This window comes from Kribbella sp. NBC_00889 (assembly GCF_045207705.1).
Lineage (GTDB): Bacteria > Actinomycetota > Actinomycetes > Propionibacteriales > Kribbellaceae > Kribbella.
Map to the genome: position 1 here is coordinate 3,632,298 of NZ_CP108783.1, position 18,452 is coordinate 3,650,749.

At 69.3% G+C, this 18,452-nt stretch carries 17 protein-coding genes; 10 read left to right on the plus strand and 7 right to left on the minus strand.

Going from position 1 to position 18,452, the window contains the following annotated elements; all coding sequences use genetic code 11:
- The first annotated feature begins 36 nt into the window (after positions 1-36).
- Entirely contained in the window at positions 37-237 is a 201-nt protein-coding gene (locus OG817_RS17740) for a hypothetical protein (RefSeq protein WP_406056009.1), read from the plus strand.
- A gap of 52 nt (positions 238-289) precedes the next feature.
- Here OG817_RS17740 and moaA read toward each other — a convergent pair whose 3' ends face one another.
- Complete coding sequence (gene moaA / locus OG817_RS17745) at positions 290-1,309, minus strand: GTP 3',8-cyclase MoaA (RefSeq protein WP_406056011.1); 1,020 nt, start codon at positions 1,307-1,309, stop codon at positions 290-292.
- A 57-nt stretch (positions 1,310-1,366) separates the two neighbouring features.
- Between moaA and OG817_RS17750 the strand changes: the two genes are divergently transcribed.
- The 4 genes from OG817_RS17750 to OG817_RS17765 all read left to right on the plus strand — a co-directional run bounded on the left by OG817_RS17750 (position 1,367) and on the right by OG817_RS17765 (position 5,318).
- Positions 1,367-2,173, plus strand: a complete 807-nt coding sequence (locus tag OG817_RS17750) for an SURF1 family protein (protein WP_406056013.1) — start codon at positions 1,367-1,369, stop codon at positions 2,171-2,173.
- Entirely contained in the window at positions 2,085-3,944 is a 1,860-nt protein-coding gene (locus OG817_RS17755; RefSeq protein ID WP_406056015.1) for a glycoside hydrolase family 15 protein, read from the plus strand. Before OG817_RS17750 ends, OG817_RS17755 begins: the two co-directional genes overlap by 89 nt.
- A gap of 66 nt (positions 3,945-4,010) precedes the next feature.
- Entirely contained in the window at positions 4,011-4,775 is a 765-nt protein-coding gene (locus OG817_RS17760) for an SDR family oxidoreductase (protein WP_406056017.1), read from the plus strand.
- A gap of 234 nt (positions 4,776-5,009) precedes the next feature.
- Complete coding sequence (locus tag OG817_RS17765) at positions 5,010-5,318, plus strand: hypothetical protein (RefSeq protein ID WP_396389931.1); 309 nt, start codon at positions 5,010-5,012, stop codon at positions 5,316-5,318.
- A gap of 13 nt (positions 5,319-5,331) precedes the next feature.
- Here the strand turns inward: OG817_RS17765 and OG817_RS17770 are convergent, their stop codons facing one another.
- Complete coding sequence (locus tag OG817_RS17770; protein WP_406056019.1) at positions 5,332-6,426, minus strand: DNA polymerase domain-containing protein; 1,095 nt, start codon at positions 6,424-6,426, stop codon at positions 5,332-5,334.
- Positions 6,427-6,586: 160 nt separating this feature from the next.
- On the opposite strand from OG817_RS17770, the gene OG817_RS17775 reads away from it, so the two are divergent.
- The 5 genes from OG817_RS17775 (at position 6,587) to msrB (ending at position 14,357) form a co-directional block, all read left to right on the plus strand.
- Positions 6,587-8,182, plus strand: coding sequence for a M4 family metallopeptidase (locus tag OG817_RS17775; RefSeq protein WP_406056021.1), 1,596 nt, complete (start codon positions 6,587-6,589; stop codon positions 8,180-8,182).
- A 102-nt stretch (positions 8,183-8,284) separates the two neighbouring features.
- Positions 8,285-10,024 (plus strand): FAD-dependent oxidoreductase, encoded by a 1,740-nt coding sequence (locus OG817_RS17780; protein ID WP_406056023.1) that lies wholly within the window; start codon positions 8,285-8,287, stop codon positions 10,022-10,024.
- Positions 10,017-11,396 carry an adenylate/guanylate cyclase domain-containing protein gene (locus tag OG817_RS17785; RefSeq protein ID WP_406056025.1) on the plus strand — a complete coding sequence of 460 codons (1,380 nt, stop codon included), beginning with the start codon at positions 10,017-10,019 and terminating at the stop codon, positions 11,394-11,396. Before OG817_RS17780 ends, OG817_RS17785 begins: the two co-directional genes overlap by 8 nt.
- 82 nt (positions 11,397-11,478) lie before the next feature.
- Positions 11,479-13,875, plus strand: a complete 2,397-nt coding sequence (locus tag OG817_RS17790) for a lamin tail domain-containing protein (protein WP_406056027.1) — start codon at positions 11,479-11,481, stop codon at positions 13,873-13,875.
- 65 nt (positions 13,876-13,940) lie between these two features.
- Positions 13,941-14,357 (plus strand): peptide-methionine (R)-S-oxide reductase MsrB, encoded by a 417-nt coding sequence (msrB, locus tag OG817_RS17795; RefSeq protein ID WP_406056029.1) that lies wholly within the window; start codon positions 13,941-13,943, stop codon positions 14,355-14,357.
- Positions 14,358-14,378: 21 nt separating this feature from the next.
- Here the strand turns inward: msrB and OG817_RS17800 are convergent, their stop codons facing one another.
- From OG817_RS17800 to hemE, 5 genes are read right to left on the minus strand one after another with little or no spacing between them, the layout of a single operon-like run.
- The gene (locus OG817_RS17800; protein ID WP_360439589.1) at positions 14,379-14,762 is read right to left on the minus strand and encodes a VOC family protein; all 384 of its coding nucleotides are present in this window, start codon (positions 14,760-14,762) and stop codon (positions 14,379-14,381) included.
- 5 nt (positions 14,763-14,767) lie between these two features.
- Positions 14,768-15,463: a hydrogen peroxide-dependent heme synthase gene (gene hemQ, locus OG817_RS17805; RefSeq protein WP_406056031.1), complete on the minus strand. Its 696-nt coding sequence runs from the start codon at positions 15,461-15,463 to the stop codon at positions 14,768-14,770.
- The gene (gene hemG, locus OG817_RS17810; RefSeq protein WP_406056033.1) at positions 15,460-16,869 is read right to left on the minus strand and encodes a protoporphyrinogen oxidase; all 1,410 of its coding nucleotides are present in this window, start codon (positions 16,867-16,869) and stop codon (positions 15,460-15,462) included. Before hemG ends, hemQ begins: the two co-directional genes overlap by 4 nt.
- The gene (locus tag OG817_RS17815; RefSeq protein WP_406056035.1) at positions 16,866-17,360 is read right to left on the minus strand and encodes a GNAT family N-acetyltransferase; all 495 of its coding nucleotides are present in this window, start codon (positions 17,358-17,360) and stop codon (positions 16,866-16,868) included. Before OG817_RS17815 ends, hemG begins: the two co-directional genes overlap by 4 nt.
- Positions 17,347-18,417 (minus strand): uroporphyrinogen decarboxylase, encoded by a 1,071-nt coding sequence (gene hemE, locus OG817_RS17820; RefSeq protein WP_396389917.1) that lies wholly within the window; start codon positions 18,415-18,417, stop codon positions 17,347-17,349. Before hemE ends, OG817_RS17815 begins: the two co-directional genes overlap by 14 nt.
- Positions 18,418-18,452 lie beyond the last annotated feature (35 nt).

Here is an 18,452-nt window from a genome sequence, read left to right on the forward strand (position 1 = left end):
GAACAATTGCCTGCGACCACCGGAATGGCTCTGACGATGACTGAAGAAGCACTCCCGTCCGTCTGCTCCGCCAGGGGATGTGGGCAGCCTGCGACGTGGGCGCTGCGGTGGAACAACCCGAAGATCCACACTCCGGACCGGCGCAAGACCTGGCTCGCATGCGACGAACACAAGGAGAGCCTGTCGGACTTCCTGGCCCGCAGGTCATTCCTGCGGGAGGTCGAGCCTTTCTCCTAAGTGTTAAGTCCGCACCGAAAAACTGCATTTCCGGATTGGGCCGGTATGACGGTCAGCCGCCGATCGCCGACATCGGGCGGGTGGGCTGTAGGAAGCTCGGGTCGTTGATGCCGTGGCCGGGGAGTTTGTTCCGCATCGCGCGCCGCCAGCGATCCGCCAGTTCCTCGTCGTCGGCACCGCTGCGCAAGGCCGACCGCAGGTCCGACTCGGTCCGGGCGAACAGGCAGTCGCGGACCTGACCGTCCGCCGTCAGCCGGACGCGGTCGCAGTCTCCGCAGAACGGCCTGGTGACCGAGGCAATGATCCCGACCGTCTGTGGTCCGCCCCGAACTGTAAACGACTCCGCCGGAGCACTCCCCCGGGTTGCCGCGTCGGTCGGCTCCAGGTCGAACCGGTCCGACAACTGCTCGAGGATCTCGTCCGCCGTGACCATGCTGGCGCGAGTCCAGCCGTGCTGGGCGTCGAGCGGCATCTGCTCGATGAACCGCAGTTCGTAGCCACGCTCGAGGCAGTACTCCAGCAACTGCGGCGCCTGCCGGTCGTTCACGCCGCGCATGAGTACGGCGTTGACCTTGACCGGCGTCAGTCCGGCCGCCTGCGCCGCATCGAGTCCGGCCAGTACGTCCTTGAGCCGGTCCCGCCGGGCCAGCTGTACGAAGGTGTCCGACTCGATCGTGTCGAGGCTCACATTCACCCGGTCCAGGCCGGCGTCCTTGAGTGCCTGAGCTTGCCGGGCAAGGCCGATCCCGTTGGTCGTCAGCGAGACCTCTGGTCGCGGCGTCAGCTCCGTCGTACGGGCGACGATGCCGACCAGGCCTCGCCGCAGCAGTGGCTCGCCACCAGTGAAGCGAATCTCCTGCACACCAAGGCGTGTCACGGCCACCGACACCAGCCGTACGACCTCGTCGTCGGTGAGCAGCTCCGGCTTGGGCAGCCAGTCCAGGCCTTCCTCGGGCATGCAGTACGCGCAGCGCAGGTTGCAGCGGTCCGTGAGTGAGACGCGCAGGTCGGTGGCGACGCGGCCGAACCGGTCCGCCAGACCCAGCTGCATCACTTCCTCCGTTGCCGTCATCCCCCCAGCCTACGTGCCGGGGACAGACCGTTTCAGGTGATGGCTTAAGTTCGAGATGTGGGTCGTCTCCTGAATGTCCGCTGGATCGCCGCTGCGCTGGCGGTCCTGGTGCTCGCCGGCGTGTGCGTCGAGCTCGGTCGCTGGCAGTTGCATCGACTGGACGACCGGAAGGCCCGCAACGACGTGACGCGGGCCAATCTCGCCGCTCCGCCGGCGCCGATCGACCAGATCGTCGGCGCGCAGGGCCTGGTCGGCGACCAGCACGCCTGGCGTACGGCGGTCGTCACCGGCCGGTACGACGCCTCGAAGCAGATCGTCATGCGGTACCGCAATGTGGACGACCGTCCAGGCTTCGAGATCGTCACCCCGCTGGTCCTCTCGAACGGCAAGGCAGTGCTGGTCGACCGGGGCTTCCTTGCCCGTCAGGGCCCCGAACTCGCGCCCGGCCACATCCCCGCCGTACCCACCGGCGAGGTGAGCATCACCGGCCGCCTACGCCGCAGCGAGCGCGGCGGCAGCACCAATGGCGGCACGCCGGACGACGGTACGGCGCGGCTGATCAACGGACCGGACTTCGCCAAGGTCCTCGGCCTCAACCTGTACGACGGCTACCTCACCGTGGACAAGCAGGATCCGCCCAACGACCCGGACTTCGGCGCGTTCCCAGGTCCGGAGATCGACGACGGGCCACACTTCTTCTACGCGCTGCAGTGGTTCTTCTTCGCCCTGCTCGCGATCGGCGGACTGATCTACTTCTCCCGACAGGACACACGCGGTGACACCTCCTCCAGCGACGACGGGCAGGCACCAGTCACAGCAGAAGAAGACAAACCCGAAGAAGCTCGCGCCGGAGCGCCGGATTGAGGACTACGCACTGATCGGAGACCTCCAGACCGCCGCGCTGGTGTCCCGGGAGGGCTCGATCGACTGGCTGTGCGTTCCGCGGTTCGACTCCCCCGCCTGCTTCGCCGCCCTGGTAGGTACCGACGACAACGGGCACTGGCGGCTCTCCCCGCAGGACGCCGACGCGACCAGCAGCCGCCACTACCGCGGCGACACGCTCGTGCTGGAGACCGAGTGGTCCACCGGCAGTGGTTCGGTCCGGGTGATCGACTTCATGCCGCCGCGGGACGCCGCGCCGGACGTCGTACGGATCGTGCAAGGCATCAGCGGACGGGTCGCGATGCGGTCCGAGGTGCGTCTGCGCTTCGACTACGGGCACGTGGTTCCCTGGGTGCGGAGCATCGACGGTCAGGTCGTGGCGATCGCCGGCCCGGACGCGGTGTCGCTGCGGTCCGACGTTCACCAGTACGGCCGCGACTTCGCGACGTACGCCGACTTCGAGGTGTCGGCCGGCGACCAGGCCTGGTTCGTGCTCACGTGGCATCCGTCGCATGACGCCGTACCGGATCCGATCGATGCACTCGATGCGCTGGAGCCGACGGAGTCGTTCTGGACCGAGTGGATCGGGCGCAGCACCGACGCCAACGGGACCAGCGAGGAGGTCACCCGGTCGCTGCTCACGCTGAAGGCGCTGACCTACGCGCCGTCCGGCGGCATCGTCGCGGCGCCGACGACCTCGCTCCCCGAGGCGCTCGGCGGGTCGCGCAACTGGGACTACCGGTTCTGCTGGTTGCGGGACGCGACGATGACGCTGTCGGCGATGCTGCGGACCGGGTACACCGAGGAGGCGCACGCGTGGCGGGACTGGCTGCTGCGCGCCATCGCCGGCTCACCCGCCGACCTCCAGATCATGTACGGCGTGACCGGTGAACGGCGGTTGCGGGAGTTCGAGGCGGAGTGGCTGCCCGGGTTCGCGTCCTCGGCGCCGGTGCGGATCGGGAACGCGGCCGCCGAACAACTGCAGATCGACGTGTTCGGCGAGGTGATGGACGTGCTCGCGCTGGCGCGGGAGTCGCAGATCGGGCCGAGCGACGACGCCTGGTCGATGCAGCGCGGGCTGATGCGCCACCTGAGCGAGGTGTGGACGCAGCCGGACGAAGGGATCTGGGAGGTGCGCGGCGGCCGGCAGCACTTCACCTACTCCAAGGTGATGGCGTGGGTCGCGTTCGACCGCGCGGCGCGGGCGGTCGAGCGGTACGGGATGGGTGGGCCGGCCAAGCAGTGGCGGGCGACCGCGGACGAGATCCACCGGGAGGTGTGCGAGAAGGCGTACGACTCCGGCCGCAACACCTTCACCCAGGCGTACGGCAGCAAGGCGCTGGATGCCGCCGTACTGCTGATCCCGCAGGTCGGGTTCCTGCCGCCGGAGGATCCGCGGGTGGTGGGCACAGTCGAGACCGTACGCCGGGAGCTGGCGCCGGACGGGTTCGTCCGCCGGTATCTCACCGAGCACACCGACGACGGGCTGGGCGGTGACGAGGGTGCGTTCCTGATCTGCTCGTTCTGGCTGGCTGACTCGCTGGCGATGATCGGGCGGGTCGGCGAGGCGAGGGCGCTGTACGAGAAGCTTGTTGCCCTGCGCAACGATGTGGGCCTGCTCGCGGAGGAGTACGACCCGGTCGCAGGGCGGATGCTCGGGAACTTCCCGCAGGCGTTCTCGCATCTCGGTCTGGTCAACACCGCCTGGCACCTGAACACCGCGGCGTCGCCGCTGCGCAGGTCGGCGTACTAGAACTCTGCTGGTTCTTGCCATCGGCCACGAACCGTCAAGGTGCGCGATGGGTTGCGGTGAGGCAGGATGGTGGTCGTGGACCTCGGACTTCGCGACCGCACGTACATCGTCACCGGAGCCAGCGCCGGACTCGGCTTCGCCACCGCCAAAGCCCTCGCGGGTGAAGGTGCCCGGCTGGTGATCTCCAGCCGCAACGAGGAGTCGATCGCGCGGGCCGCGGCCGAGCTCGGGGAGAACGTGGTCGGCATCCCGGTCGACAACGCCGACCCGGAGAGTGCCGAGCGGCTGGCCGCGACGGCGATCGCCAAGTGGGGCGAGTTGCACGGGGCCCTGGTCAGCGTCGGTGGCCCGCGGCCGGGGACGGCTCTCGACACCGACGAGGAGGACTGGCGGGCCGCGTTCGACAGCGTCTTCCTGGGTGCACTGCGGATCGCGCGGTCGGTCGCCCGAGCGGGATCCGAGGGTACGTCGATCGCGTTCGTCCTGTCGTCGTCGGTGAAGTCACCGATCACCGGGCTGGCGATCTCCAACGGGCTGCGTCCCGGGCTGGCAATGGTCGCCAAGACGCTCGCCGACGAGCTCGGCCCGAACGGGATCCGCGTCAACGGCCTGATGCCGGGCCGGATCGCCACCGACCGGCTGAAGGAACTCGACGCCAAGGGCGGCGACCCCGAGGCCGCCCGCCGCGCCTCCGAGAAGACCATCCCGCTGCGCCGCTACGGCGACCCCGACGAGTTCGGCCGAGCCGCCGCCTTCATCCTCTCCCCCGCCGCCTCCTACATCACCGGCGCCATCATCCCCATCGACGGCGGAGCCCTCCGCACCATCTGACGCCGCACCGGTTCTGCTTGCTGACGCTGTACTAGATCCGCTCGCTGGCGGGTTAGCTACCCGCCGGCGGCTTGTATCCCGCCAGCCGTGAAACAACCCGCCAGCGAGGGCCAACCGAGGACCCAGGGCCGGGTGCGGCGGCTCGCACGTCGCCGCGGTGGCCGGTCAGGTTGTGTAACAGTCCGGTCAGTGCCGCCGATGTCGCAGGCAAGGGCGGCGTGCGAGGGGGACGAGATGGAGAGCTCGGCGGAACTGAAGGTCTGGTTGTGGAGCGACCAGTCCAAAGACAGGTCATTGCTCGACAACGCGGCGCAGGAGTTCGGCTGGGACGTAACACTCAAGCCACCGTCCGACGAAGCCGCCGTCTCGGCGCATCTGAGCCTGGCACCGAGTGCGCTTGAAGTCACCATCGATCAGCTCGTCATGCTGATCGCCGTGGCGAACGACGAGAGCCCCCGGCAGGTCCTCAAGGCCAGCCGTGACCGGATCCGCGGCAACGGCCGCCGGCTCGGCAGCAGGCCGCGCCGGAGGCTCAGGAGCTGAGCACTGAGGGCTGTCAGCTCTGGGGCGCGATGCGGTTGCCCTCGTCGTCCCAGTGGTCGGCCACCTTCTTGCTCGGCTGCACACGCGGCGGCTCCCCCGGCATCTTCGGGTAGTCCGGCGGGAAGTTCAGCTCCCCGCCCGGCAGTTCCTCCCACAGCCGCAGCAGCGGGTCGAGCGAGTACGCCGCGTCGTCCATGTCCGCCCACGGGTCACCATCAGTGAGGTACTCCGGGACCGTATGCAGGTTGAACGCCCGCGGATCGTCGACCTCGGCCAGCCGCTCCCACGTCATCGGCGTACTGACCGGCGCACCAGGCCGCGGCCGGAGCGACCACGCACCGGCGACCGTGCGGTCGCGCAGGTTCTGGTTGAAGTCGAGGAAGACCGCAGCGTCGCCGCGCTCCTCCTTCCACCAGGCGGTGGTCACACCGTCGTCGCGGCGCTCCAGCTCCCGCCCGAGGCCGATCGCCGCGTGCCGGACCTCGTCGAACGACCACTGCGGCCGGATCCGCACGTAGATGTGGATGCCCCGGTTGCCGCTGGACTTCGGATACCCGCGAAGACCCAGCTCCTCGAGCAACTCTCGGGCGACTCCGGCTACCCGCCGGGCGTCGGCGAAGGTCGCTCCCGGCTGCGGGTCGAGGTCGATCCGCAGCTCGTCCGGATGGTCGAGATCGCCCTTGCGCACCGCCCACGGGTGGAAGGTCAGGGTGCCCATCTGGGCCGCCCATATTGCGGCCCCGATCTCGGTCAGGCACAGCTCGTCGATCGGGCGGTCGTTCGGCGTCAGCACCCTGCAGGTCTCGAGCCAGTCCGGGGCGCCCTTCGGCAGGCGCTTGGAGTAGAAGCCGTCGCCGGTCTGCCGGCCGGTCGCGTCCACGGACAGCGTCATCCCCTCGCGCCAGCCGCCGGGCCAGCGCTCCAGCGCGACCGGACGGTCGCCGGACGCGTGCATGAACGCGGGCCCGACGCCGGCGAAGTACTCACAGACCTGGAGCTTGGTGACCTCCGGGGCCCACTCGGTCGCCTCGTAGACGACCCGTTCCGGGCTGGAGACGCGGACCTCCCGGTCCCCCACGGGGAGCATCACCGCTGTGGTCTTCGCCATGGCGTGACGGTATCGCCCGGAACCGACCAAACCGGCGGCAGAACGGCGGAAAGGCAACTTTTCTCCACCCCTGGCCACGCCGGGTGACCGGGCGGTAACGTTCCAGCACCTCGTTCCCGGGGCCGTGAGGCCCCCGGGACGCTGATGAAGGAGCGCGAGGATGAACAGATCCGCCCTGTTCGCCGCTGCCACCGCAGTGGCGACCACTACCGCCCTCGGTCTGACCAGCGCCACCACCGCCACCGGTGCGCCGACGGCAGACCCAGTCCCCACGCCGGCCGCCGCCGTCGCCCGGGCCAAGGCCGCCATCGGCGACAATCTCGCCGTACTGCGAGCGACCGGTTCGGACGTGTTCGTCGTCCGCACTGTCCTCGTCGACCCGGACGGGACCAGCCACGTCCGGATGGACCGGACCATCGGCGGGCTCAAGGTCCTCGGCGGCGACGTCGTCGTCCACCAGGCCAAGGACGGCAGCTGGAAGGGCGCCAGCCTGAGCCTGACCCGCAGCGCGAACGTCGGCCGCACCCCGAAGCTCAGCCTCGCCACGGCCACCTCGAAGGCACTCGCCCGCGGTCAGAAGGCCGAGGGCAAGCCCGCGCTGGTGATCGAGGCCCGCGAGGGCGCTCCGCGGCTGGCCTACTTGGTCACCACCGTCGGGACCCAGCCGGACGGTACGCCGAGCCACATCACCACCACCGTGGACGCACTCACCGGCGCGAAGCTGGTCAGCGAGCAGCACGTCGAGACCGCGACCGGCGACGGCCAGAGTCTGTACTCCGGCACCGTGCCGCTGGACACGACCGCGGCCACCGGCGGCTTCACGCTGACCGACCCGGTCCGCGGCAACGGCTTCACTGCCGACGCGAACAACAAGACCGACTCGATCCTGTGCCAGCTGCTCGGCCTCGGCTGCCCGACCCCGACCCGGTTCACCGACGCCGACAACCACTGGGGCACCGGAACGAACGCGAACCGCGCCACCGCCGCCGTCGACGCGCACTACGGCGCCGCGACCACGTTCGACTACTACAAGAACGTGCACAGCCGGAACGGCATCTTCAACGACGGCAAGGGCGTCCCGAGCCGGGTGCACTACGGCACCAACTACGTGAACGCCTTCTGGGACGGCAAGCAGATGACGTACGGCGACGGCGACGGTGTGACCGCCGGCCCGCTGGTGTCGATCGACGTGGCCGGCCACGAGATGTCTCACGGAGTCACCTCGGCGACCGCGAACCTGACCTACTCCGGTGAGTCCGGCGGCCTGAACGAGGCGACCAGCGACATCTTCGGCACCATGGTCGAGTTCTACTCGAACAAGGCCTCCGACCCGGGTGACTACTACATCGGCGAGGAGATCATGAAGGACCGGCCGGCGCTGCGGTTCATGGACAAGCCGAGCAAGGACGGCAACTCCCCCGACTGCTACTCCTCCGGCGTCGGCAACCTCGACGTGCACTACTCCTCCGGCATCGCGAACCACTTCGCCTATCTGCTGGCCGAGGGCAGCGGCGCGAAGACGATCGGCGGCCTGCCGCACAACTCGCCGACCTGCAACGGCTCGACGCTGGCCGGCATCGGCCACCAGAAGCTCGAGAAGATCTGGTACCGCGCGCTGACGACGTACATGACCACCGGTACGACGTACGCCCAGGCCCGGACGGCGACGCTGAACGCGGCCACCGACCTGTACGGCGCGAGCAGCCCCGAGCGGGCGGCGGTCGCCGCGACCTGGTCCGCGGTCAGCGTCAACTGACCGTTTGAACTTCACCGGTCCTGTCCCACTGGGGCGGACAGGACCGGTGAACAAACGCTTTGTCCATTGCCCTGCGGGGGCGACCCACCTACCGTCACAATCATGGGTGGGGAGCCCGGGGGACATTTCGGACGGCGTGAGGCCAAGCTGCGTGAAGCCAGGCCACTACTGCTGGTCGTCGACGCTGACCCGGAGCGTCTGGAACGGTGTGAAACCGAGCTGGAGCGGGGCTTCGGCGTCGACTACAGGGTCCGCGGCGAGCTGACCACGGCCGCTGCGCTGAGCTGCCTACAGCTCGCACACGACCTGCAGCACCGGGTCGCCGTCGTGATGGTCGACAATGCTCTGCCGGACGACGAGCGCGCCGAGATCCTGGCCGCGTCGAGGACTCTGCATCCGGACGCACGCCGTGCCCTGCTGATCGAGTGGGGCGCTTGGGCGACTCGCAGTACGGCGGCGGCGATCCTGTCCGCAATGTCTGTCGGCGACATCAACTACTACGTGCTGAAGCCGTGGATCGCGCAGGACGAGCTGTTCCACCGGACGGTCGCGGAGTTCGTCCAGGAGTGGTCGCGCTACGAGGTCGCGAACCTGCGCGAGGTGGTCGTGATCGCGTCCGACCACTCGGTCCGCGGTCAGGCGGTGCGCAGTCTGCTGGCGCGCAACGGGATCCCGAGTGCGTTCCGGCTCAGCGGTTCGGTGCCGGCGAACGCCGTACTGGAATGGATCGGTGAGCCGGACCCCGGGGACAGCGTGCTGGTGTGGATGCCGGCGGTGGGCGGCATGGTGCTGCGTGATCCGACCGACGTCGAGATCGCCGAGGCGTGGGGCGTCTCGACGACGCTGGACGACGGCGAGGATTCGTTCGACCTTCTGGTGATCGGGGCCGGTCCGGGTGGATTGGCGGCAGCCGTGTATGCGTCGTCCGAGGGGCTGCGCACGTTGGTCGTGGAGCGGGAGGCGATCGGCGGGCAGGCGGGGACGAGTTCGCTGATCCGCAACTACCTGGGTTTCTCGCGCGGGATCCGCGGCTCCGAGCTGGCCCAGCGCGGCTATCAGCAGGCGTGGGTGTTCGGCGCGCACTTCGTGCTGATGCGGTCGATCGAACGGCTCGAGCGGCGGGACGGTCATTTCGTCGCGGAGATCGGTGACGTCGGCCAGGTGACGGCCCGGGCGGTCATCCTGGCGACCGGGGTGGCGTACCGGCGACTCGACGTACCGGCGCTCGAGGAGCTGATGGGGAGGGGCGTGTACTACGGCGCCAGTGTGTCGGAGGCCCATGGTCTGACGGATCGCGACGCGTGCGTGGTCGGTGGCGGCAACTCGGCCGGGCAGGCGGTGCTGCATCTGGCCCGCTACTGCAAGCTGGTCACCTTGGTGATCCGGGGCAAAGATCTCGTCGCGAGCATGTCGAAGTACCTGATCGACGCGATCGATGCCGCGCCCAACGTGGTCGTGCGGTCCTGGAGCGAGGTCGTCGGCGGTGGTGGCGACGGGCGGCTGCAGTGGGTGACGTTGCGCGACCGTACGTCGGGCGGCGAGGAGCGGCTCGACGTCGACGGGTTGTTCGTGATGATCGGCGCCGTACCCGGCACGCAGTGGCTGCCGGACGAGGTCGGCCGGGACGAACGGGGCTTCGTGCTGACCGGGTCGGACGCCGCGGCGGATCCGGGCTGGGCCGAGGACCGGCCGCCCCAGCCGTACGAGACGACGATGCCCGGGGTGTTCGCGATCGGCGACGTACGCAGTGGTTCGGTGAAGCGGGTGGCGTCGGCGGTCGGTGAAGGGTCCGTGGTCGTCTCGCAGGTCCACACTCATCTCAGGGTGTCCGAGGATGCCTGAACGGCGGTTTGTCTACACCCCGGCGATGGTTGTCCTGACCACGCTGGTGCTGCTGGTGCCGCTGGCCGGATTGTTCCTCCTGGTCCAGAGCCCGCAGTTGGATGTGCATTGGGAGCACCACCCAGCGCATTTCTGGCTGGTGTTGCTCACCGCGGGACTGAGCGCCGTACTGGCGTACATCACGGGTGCGGCGGCGCTGCGGCGAGGTGATCCGCGGGTTCTGCTGGTGTCACTGGCGTTCTTGTCGGCGGCCGGGTTCCTCGGGTTGCATGCGCTGGCGACGCCGAAGGTTCTGCTGGACACACCGAACGCGGGCTTCACGCTGGCGACGCCCATCGGGGTCGCGGTCGCGTCGATCTTCGCGATTCTGTCGAGCCTGAACATGTCGGGCGGGCGGGTAGTGGCCGCGGTCCGGTGGGGGCGGGTTGGGCGTGCGGCACTGCTGACTCTGATGGCCTTGTGGGCGGTGGCGTCGATCCTGCGTCTGCCTCCGTTGCACGACACCGCCGTACCAGAGGTTGCCGATGGCATCCTCACCGCGCTCGCCGTACCGGCCGTGCTGTTGTACGCCATCGCGGCCGCCCGCTACCTGCACATGTGGTGGCGGAAGCCGTCGTTGATGCTCCTGTCGATGATCGCCGCGTTCATCCTGCTCGCCGAGGCGATGGTCGCGATGGTGTTCGCGACGAACTGGGCGCTGTCGTGGTGGGAGTGGCACGTGCTGATGCTGACCGCGTTCGTGCTGGTCGTCGTCGGCGTCCGGATCCAGTGGTACGAGGAACGGTTCGCCGATCTGTATCTCGACGACACCGTCTCGGGCCGGCGCGAGTTGAGCGTGCTGTTCGCGGATCTGCAGGGGTTCACCACCTTCTCCGAGATCCACGATCCGGCCGAGGTCACCACGATGCTGAACACCTACTTCCAGGTCGTCGTGCCTCCCGTCGTACGGCGTCATGGCGGCGACGTCGACCGGATCATCGGCGACGCGCTGATGGTGACCTTCAACAAGCGCGGCAATCAGCCCGACCACGCGGCCCGGGCGGCCGCGGCGGGGCTTGCGCTGCAGGAGGCCGCGGCCGCTGTGCAGGCGGCGCACCCGAACTGGCCGCGGTTCCGGGTCGGGATCAACAGCGGGATCGCCTCGGTCAGCCTGCTCGGCACCGAGGGCGGCCGGACCCACACGGTCATCGGCGACACCGTGAACGTCGCCTCCCGGATCGAGGGCAAGGCACCGGGTGGCGGAGTCGCCATCGGGCCCGCGACGAAGGCGCTGTTGCCGGATGCGGTGACCCAGTCCCTGGGCCTGGTCGACCTCAAAGGAAAGGCCGAACCGGTCGAGGTTCACCAACTGCTGGCGCTGTCCGGCGAATGATCACCCCTGCCTTCAGGGGCCGCACCTGGTGTTCACGTGTTGGACCTTGGCGGCGACTGGTCCGGGTGTGAGAATCCGGCTCATGTCTGCCCCGAACCGATCACGGCGCCGCCTGGGCGCCCTCGTGGTCACGTCCAGTCTCATTGTCTCCGGCCTGGCAGTGGCACTCGCCGCCGCGCCGGCAGACGCCGCGTCGACCGATGTGGTCATCACCGAGGTGTACGGCGGCGGCGGTAACAGTGGCGCGCCCTACACGAACGACTTCATCGAGTTGACCAACAACGGCACGGCGCCGATCGACGTGAGTGGCTGGTCGGTCCAGTACGCCTCCGCGGCCGGAAGCTCCTGGCAGGTCACCAACCTCACCGGCAGCATCGCCCCGGGCGCCGCCTACCTGGTCCAGGAAGGCGCCGGCGCCGGCAACGGTCAGCCGATGCCCGCACCGGACGCCACCGGCAGCATCCTGATGTCCGCATCGGCGGGGAAGGTTGCCCTCGTCACCACTCAGACGGCGCTGTCCTGCGGGACGACGGCCTGTCATAACGCTCCCGAGGTCAAGGACTTCGTCGGCTACGGTTTGACGGCGAGCGACTCCGAGACCGCTCCGGCACCGGGCCTGTCGAACACGACCTCGGCCACCCGGAAGGTCCCCACCCAGGACGCGGACGACAACGCGGCCGAGTTCGCGGCGGTCAACCCGTCCCCGAAGACGCTGACCTCGACGCCGCCGGATCCGGACCCGGTGGACGCGAAGATCCACGACATCCAGGGCGCCGCGCACCTGTCGCCGCTGAACGGCAAGCCGGTCAAGAACGTCACCGGTGTGGTCACCGCGAAGAGCACCAACGGCTTCTGGTTCCAGGACCCGCAGCCCGACAACGACCCGGCCACCAGCGAAGGTGTCTTCGTCTTCACGAGTTCCGCGCCGACCGTGGCCGTCGGTGACGCACTGACCGTCCAGGGCACCGTCGCCGAATTCCGCCCCGGCGGCTCCGGCACCGACAACCTGACCACCACGGAGATCACCAACCCGACGATCACCGTCACCGGCGCCGCGCCCGTACCGGCCCCGACGATCGTCGGCACGGGCGGCCGGGTCCCGCCGTCGACCGTGATCGACGACGACTCCAACGGCGACGTCGAGACGACCAGTACGGCGTTCGACCCGGCCAGCGACGGCCTCGACTTCTGGGAGTCGCTGGAGGGCATGTGGCTCGGCATCGACAAGCCCGAGGTCACCGGTCCCACCAGTTCGTTCCGCGAACTGTCCGTCGTACCGGCCGGATCGTCGGTCCGGACCGTCCGCGGCGGAATCCTGCTGCAGAAGACCGACAGCAACCCCGAGCGCGTGCTGCTCGACGACGTGCTGACACCCATCCCGGACGCGAAGACCGGCGACACGCTCGCCGGAGTCGTGGCGGGTGTCCTCGACTACTCCTTCGGCAACTTCAAGTTCCTCCCGACGCAGACGCCGACCGTGATCGACGGTGGCGTGAAGCGTGAGACGACCAAGGCCTCCTCGCCGCTGCAGGTCTCGGTGGCGACGTTCAACGTGGAGAACCTGGACCCGTCCGACGGCCCGGCCAAGTTCGACGGTCTGGCCCACGCGGTGGTGGACAACCTCGCCTCGCCGGACATCCTCGGACTCGAGGAAGTGCAGGACAACGACGGCGCCACGAACTCCGGCGAGACCGACGCACGCATGACCCTCGACCTGCTCGTCGCGGCGATCCAGAAGGCGGGCGGACCGAAGTACGACTACCGCCAGATCGACCCGGTGAACAACAAGGAGGGCGGCGAGCCGGGCGGCAACATCCGGGTCGCGTTCATGTACCGCACCGACAAGCCGGTGAAGTTCGTCGACCGTCCCGGTGGCACCTCGACCGCCGCCACGACGATCGTCACGGACCGGTTCGGCAAGCCGCACCTGAGCTACTCTCCCGGCCGGGTCGACCCGGCCAACCTGGCGTGGGACGCCACCCGGGTCCCGCTGGCAGGCGAGTTCACCTGGCACGGCCAGAGCCTGTTCGTGGTGGTCAACCACTTCAGCTCCAAGGGCGGCGACGACCCGCTCTGGGGCCGGACCCAGCCGCCGGTCCAGGTGACCGCGCCGAAGCGGCACCAGCAGGCGCAGTCGGTGCGCGGCTTCGTCGACCAGATCCTGGCCAAGGACAAGGGCGCCAACGTCATCGTGCTCGGTGACCTGAACGACTTCGACTGGTCGGAGACGGCCGACATCCTGGTCGGATCCGGCAAGACGTCGCTGATCGACATGCCGCGGACACTGCCGGTGAAGGAGCGCTACAGCTACGTGTTCGAGGGCAACAGCCAGATCCTGGACCAGATCCTGATCTCCCGGAACCTGCAGCCCGCCTCGACGTACGACGTGGTGCACATGAACGCCGAGTTCCCGGACCAGATCAGCGACCACGACCCACAGGTGGTGCAGGTGATCCCGCTCCCGTCCTGGGTGCACTGATTGCGGGAGTCTTACGGTGGCCGCCCGGGCGGGGTTTTGCTTGCCCGGGCGGCCACAATGGAGTCGTGACAGACGACACCAAGCAGTACGCCGTGAACAAGTCCGACGCGGAGTGGGAGGCGCAGCTGTCCCCCGCCGAGTTCCATGTGCTGCGCAAGGCCGGTACCGAACGCCCCTTCGTCGGTGAGTACACCGACACCAAGACGGTCGGCGTCTACAAGTGCCGCGCCTGCGACGCGGAGCTGTTCCGCAGCGAGACCAAGTTCGACTCGCATTGTGGCTGGCCGTCCTTCTTCGCCCCGCTGGCCGAGGAGCGGGTCGAGTACATCGAGGACACCGACCTCGGCATGAAGCGTGTCGAGGTCCGCTGCGCCAACTGCGGCTCTCACCTCGGCCACGTCTTCGAGGGCGAGGGCTACGACACCCCCACCGACCTCCGCTACTGCATCAACAGCATCAGCCTGAACCTCGAGCTCGCCTGATCGGCAGGCTGCCCCCCGGACTCAGATCGGGGTGGCGAGGGCTATCGGGTTGCCTTCGGGGTCGGCGGTGTAGGCCTGGCGTTCGCCCCAGGGCATGGTGGCGGGTTCCTGGAGGATGGGGTGGCCGGCCTCGCGGAAGAGCTCGACAGTGGCCTCGACGTTGTCGACGTACACGAAGAGCTCGAAGCGGGGCGCGGTGCCGACGGTGATGCCGAGCTGGGCCTCGGGCCAGTTGGCGTCGGCGATGCCCAGGGACGAGTCGCCGCGCTCGAGGCCGACGTAGTGCGGGTCGCCCTCGAGCGGGAACTGGTACGTCGGTTCGTACCCGAGCAGCGCGTAGAAACCGACGGACCGGCGTACGTCGCTCACGTACAGCACCGGGAAGGCCTTGCGGTGCCCAGCCACGGGCGTCAGGCCAGGTTGGCGACCAGCTCGCCGAGCTCGGTCCGCTTGCCGGTGTAGAAGGGCACTTCCTCGCGCACATGCCGCCGGGCGGTGGACGCGCGCAGGTCGCGCATCAGGTCGACCATCCGGTGCAGTTCGTCGGCCTCGAAGGCCAGGATCCACTCGTAGTCGCCGAGCGCGAACGACGCGACCGTGTTCGCTCGTACGTCGGGGTAGGTCCGCGCCATCTTGCCGTGCTCGGCGAGCATGAACCGCCGCTCCTCATCCGGTAGCAGGTACCACTCGTACGACCGCACGAACGGGTAGACACAGATGTACGCCCGCGCCTCCTCGTCGGCCAGGAACGCCGGGATGTGGCTCTTGTTGAACTCGGCCGGCCGGTGCAGTGCGAACTGCGACCAGACCGGTACCAGGTGCCGCCCGAGGCGGGACCGGCGCAGCGCGTGGTACGCCTTCTGCAGCGCGTCCGACGTCGGCGCGTGCCACCAGACCATGAAGTCGGCGTCCGCCCGGAAGCCCTCGACGTCGTAGATCCCGCGGATCACCACGTCGTCCGTGGCCAGCTTGGCGACCAGCTCGGACAGTTCGGCGGTCAGCTCGTCCCGGTCCGCGTCGCCCAGCGGGGTCTCCACTTTGAAGACCGACCACAGGGTGTAGCGGATCACATTGTTCAGCTCACGCGCCTTCGGCTTCTCTGTCACGGAGCCATTGTCTCCAATGTGGCTAAATGAGCCTGCACCCGGGTGGCTGCCTGCCCACCCGATGCCACACACGCGGCGATCCCGACACCTCGGTACGCCGCTCCGCACACGGCCAGACCAGGCTCCGCAGCAACCGCCTCCTCTACGCGGTCAACGCGGTCCAGATGCCCCACGGCGTACTGCGGAAGCCCGCCGCCCCACCGCGTCACCAGCGACCCCACCACAGGTGCCTGGAGCCCGACAGCGCGCCCCAGGTCGGCAGTGGCCAGCGCAACGAGCTCCTCATCGGACCGTTGCAGGACGTGCTCCTCCCCCAGCCGCCCGACCGAGCACCGCAGTACGGCGAGGTCTCCACCAGCCGCACCCGACCACTCCCACTTCGCGTGCGAGTACGTCGACGCCTTGATCGTCCGCCCCTCCACCGACGGCACCAGGAACCCGGACCCGGTGGCCGCCTCGGGCCAGTCCTGCTTGCGGACCGCGAGCGTGACGATCGCCATGCTCGCGTACTCGATCGTCGCCAGCTCGGTCGACGCCGCCGGCACCAACTCAGCCAGCATCCGCGCCGCCGGTGTGGCCGGTACGGCGACGATCACTGCGTCGGCCTCCAACAGAGTCGGCGCCGGCACCGGGCCCGCCTCGAGCGCATAGCCGTTGGCGGTCCGCATGATCCGTCGTACTGCGAGCTTGCGCCGGATGTCGACACCGCGCGCGGTCAGGTCCTTCTCCAGCGCGCCGATGAGCCGGTTGATCCCGCCGACGATGCCCGCGAACACCGGCGCACCGGCCCGGCGCTGCCCGGCTTCCCGCATCTCCGCGGTCGCCGCGAGCAGGCTCGGCGCCGTCCGCAGCTTGGCGTACAGCTCCGGCACCGCGGCCGCCAGCGAGATCTCCTCCGCCCGGCCGGCGTACACCCCGCCGAGCAGCGGGTCGATCAGCTTGTCCGTCACCGCCGAGCCCATCCGCGAGGCGACGAACTGCCCGATCGCGACGTCCTCCGTCAGCCCCGGAGCCGGCAGCTCGGCCTCGTGCGCCACCGCTTCGGCTCCCTCGGACCCGAGTACGTCGGCTGTCGCGGCAGGGTCCATCGGGACACCCATCACGGTCGGCGGGATGGCCCGGATCCGGTCGCCGATCCACAGTCCGGCCGACGTCGTCGCCGGATGCACCAGGTCGTCACCGAGGCCGACCGCCTTGATCAGGTCGACCGCCTCCGGCCGCCGGGCCAGCACCGACTCGGCCCCGAGGTCGACCGGCACACCCTCGAGTACGTCACCCGCGAGCTTGCCGCCGAGCCGCGGCGACCCCTCCAGCACCGTGATCCGCGGCGGATTCGGCCCGGTTGCCAGCGCGTACGCCGCCGCCAGGCCACTGATCCCGCCACCAACCACAACGACCCGGCTCACAGGTCCTCCAGCTTCAACTCGAATCCGAGATGAGCTGCCGGGTCGGCCACGCGGCGGAACCCGGCTCGCGTCAGCACCGCCTGCGACGCCACATTCCGGTCCGACGTCCCCGCTCGCAGCATCGTCAGCCCGTACTCCGACGCGGCGAGCCTGGCGAGCGCACGGACCGCCGCCGACGCGAGCCCCCGGCCCGTGGCTTTCTCCGCGATCCGGTAGCCGAGCTCGGCCGAGCCGTTCTCGAGATCCATGAGGTTCACCCGTCCGACCACCGCGCCGACGGCATCGACCAAGACGTGGAACCGGCACGTCCCGGTCTCCTGCTCGGCCAGGAGGGCCTGATGCCGCTCCGCGAACGAGGTGAAGAAGTCGTCCCCGCGATCCTCGATCCAGGCGGCGAAGTACGCCCGGTTCTCCCGCTCGAAGGCGAGGACGGCGTCGGCGTGCTCGGCGGTCAGCGGCTCGAGCGTCACGTCGTGGTCAGGCAGGTACACGGGCCGACTTCGCCTGTACGTGCTCGACGACCCGGCGCAGCACCTCGGGGTCGGCATTCGGCGGGACACCGTGCCCGAGGTTGAAGATGTGGCCGGGTGCGGCCTTTCCCTCGGCGAGGATCCGGTCGATCTCCGGCTCCAGTGCCTCCCAAGGAGCGAACAGCAGGGCCGGATCCAGGTTGCCCTGCACCGGCTTCGGACCGGCTCCGGCCGCGGTGATCCGGCGTACCGCCTCGTCCAGCGGCACCCGCCAGTCGACACCGACGACGTCAGCCCCGGCGCTGCTCATCAGCCCGAGCAACTCCCCCGTGTTCACGCCGAAGTGCACCCGGGGTACGCCGTACGACGCGACGGCCTCGAACACCTTCGCGGAGTGCGGCAGCACGAACCGCTCGTAGTCGCGCGGCGACAGCCCGCCCGCCCACGAGTCGAACAGCTGGATCGCGGACGCGCCCGCCTCGACCTGCACTGACAGGTACGCGATCGCCACGTCGGCCAGCCGGTCCGCGAGCGCGTGCCAGAGGTCCGGGTCGCTGTACATCAGCGCCTTGGTCTTGGCGAAGTCCTTGCTCGGCCCACCCTCAACCAGGTACGACGCCACGGTGAACGGCGCACCGGCGAAACCGATGAGCGGCGTACCGTCCAGCTCCGAGACCAGCTGCCTCACGGCGTCCGTCGTGTACGGCACGTCCGCGGGAGTGACCGGTCGGACCGCGGCGAGGCCGGCTGCGTCGCGGATCGGGGCCGCGACCACCGGGCCGACCCCCGGCTTGATCTCGATGTCGAAACCGACCGACTTCAGCGGCAGCACGATGTCGGCGTAGAAGACCGCCGCGTCGACGCCGTAACGGCGTACCGGCTGCAGCGTTATCTCGACAACGAGGTCGGGACGCATGCAGGCTTCGAGCATCGTGGTTCCCGCGCGGGCCGCGTGGTACTCAGGCAACGCCCGCCCGGCCTGCCGCATGAACCACACCGGCGTGTACGGGCCCGGCTCACCCCGAGCGGCGAGCAGAAAGGCGGAACGGTCGAGCGCGCGGGACTTTGGCAGAGGCACACAGCGATAATCCCACGCGCGGAATTTCGCCCGTG

Excerpts from the sequence above, each read along its gene's own strand:
- OG817_RS17760 (WP_406056017.1), top strand. The coding sequence starts at position 4,011 with ATGGTGGTCGTGGACCTCGGACTTCGCGACCGCACGTACATCGTCACC.
- moaA (WP_406056011.1), bottom strand. The coding sequence starts at position 1,309 with ATGACGGCAACGGAGGAAGTGATGCAGCTGGGTCTGGCGGACCGGTTC.
- OG817_RS17770 (WP_406056019.1), bottom strand. The coding sequence starts at position 6,426 with ATGGCGAAGACCACAGCGGTGATGCTCCCCGTGGGGGACCGGGAGGTC.
- OG817_RS17775 (WP_406056021.1), top strand. The coding sequence starts at position 6,587 with ATGAACAGATCCGCCCTGTTCGCCGCTGCCACCGCAGTGGCGACCACT.
- OG817_RS17765 (WP_396389931.1), top strand. The coding sequence starts at position 5,010 with ATGGAGAGCTCGGCGGAACTGAAGGTCTGGTTGTGGAGCGACCAGTCC.
- OG817_RS17785 (WP_406056025.1), top strand. The coding sequence starts at position 10,017 with ATGCCTGAACGGCGGTTTGTCTACACCCCGGCGATGGTTGTCCTGACC.
- OG817_RS17780 (WP_406056023.1), top strand. The coding sequence starts at position 8,285 with ATGGGTGGGGAGCCCGGGGGACATTTCGGACGGCGTGAGGCCAAGCTG.
- OG817_RS17790 (WP_406056027.1), top strand. The coding sequence starts at position 11,479 with ATGTCTGCCCCGAACCGATCACGGCGCCGCCTGGGCGCCCTCGTGGTC.
- OG817_RS17740 (WP_406056009.1), top strand. The coding sequence starts at position 37 with ATGACTGAAGAAGCACTCCCGTCCGTCTGCTCCGCCAGGGGATGTGGG.